Annotated in this window: 1 protein-coding gene; it reads left to right on the top strand. The window is 44.1% G+C overall.

Annotated elements, in window-relative coordinates; all coding sequences use genetic code 11:
* Positions 1–1,158: Hpt domain-containing protein (locus A3763_RS21495; protein ID WP_197483035.1), on the top strand; the 1,158-nt coding region annotated here is incomplete at both ends.

Genomic DNA, 1,158 nt, shown 5'->3' with positions numbered 1-1,158 from the left:
ATAGCCATGTTATTGAAGATAGTCCGGTAGAAAGTCAAAGTGTATCAACTCAAGAAGATAGCTTAAACGAGAAGCTCGACCAGCTAGAGAAAGAGTTGGATGACGTATTACCTACCTACTCCGCTACCACAGATGAAGTGGAGGAAGAAGCAAGCGTTGAACTCGACGATGAAGCCATTATGGATGCCGATTTGGCTGAAATATTCCTCGAGGAAGCTAATGAGCTAGTCAATGGAATCAACCCTGCACTAGACAAACTTAAACAACAACCAGGTAATGAACACGTTATCCTGCAATTACAACGAGACATGCATACACTCAAAGGTGGTGCACGTTTGGCAGGCTTCGAAGCGGTTGGCGATTTAAGTGATATCCTTGAGAAACTATTTGAAAAACTAATCGATTACAAAGCTGATGCCTCCAGCCTGATGTTATCGCTACTTGAAGAGTCTTCGCAGGCTCTAGAAGCAATGCTTAAGTCTATCCAGGCTTTGCAACCTTGCCAGCCTCAAGATGAGCTGGTCACGAATATCACTTCAATTGTTGATGATTTGCGTGTTAACACCCCACTTGTTGAAGAAGATATCGCTCCAGAAAATGAACAGCCCTCTGAATCACAAACGACAAGTCCTAGCCAGGTCTTATTAGACTTGGATCCGGAATTAGCCGAGATATTTTTANAAGAAGCCCAAGAAATAATCGACAGTTCTGGCGAACTATTGCACCAATGGGAATCCGACGTCTTTAATATCGAGGTTGTTGGCGAGCTACAGCGTGAATTGCACACCCTTAAAGGCGGTGCTCGAATGGCCGAAATCAACCCTATTGGTGATCTTGCACACGAACTGGAAACCTTATTCGAGTCTATTGTTAATAAGCAGCTTGATGCGACACAAGACATGACGGCTCTTTGCTTAAGCTGTCATGATGCCTTAGCTAATATGGTTGAAGCGGTTCAACAAGGTTCAGCTATCAATGGCGCAGATGAACTTCTCAATAAGATCAAGCAAGTCACCACTGGCTCACCAGTAGAGACTTCTGAGCCAGAAGAACTTGAAATCAAAAGCCCTGTTGAAACACCGGTTGAAGAGCCTGAAAGCATTGAAGTCAGTGCGCCTACAACCATAGATGAAGATGATCTTGAAGCAGACCTACTTC

It is taken from the genome of Oleiphilus sp. HI0128, from assembly GCF_001635365.1.
Note: the sequence above shows the minus strand (reverse complement) of the source record. Positions and strands in the feature narration are given on the sequence as shown.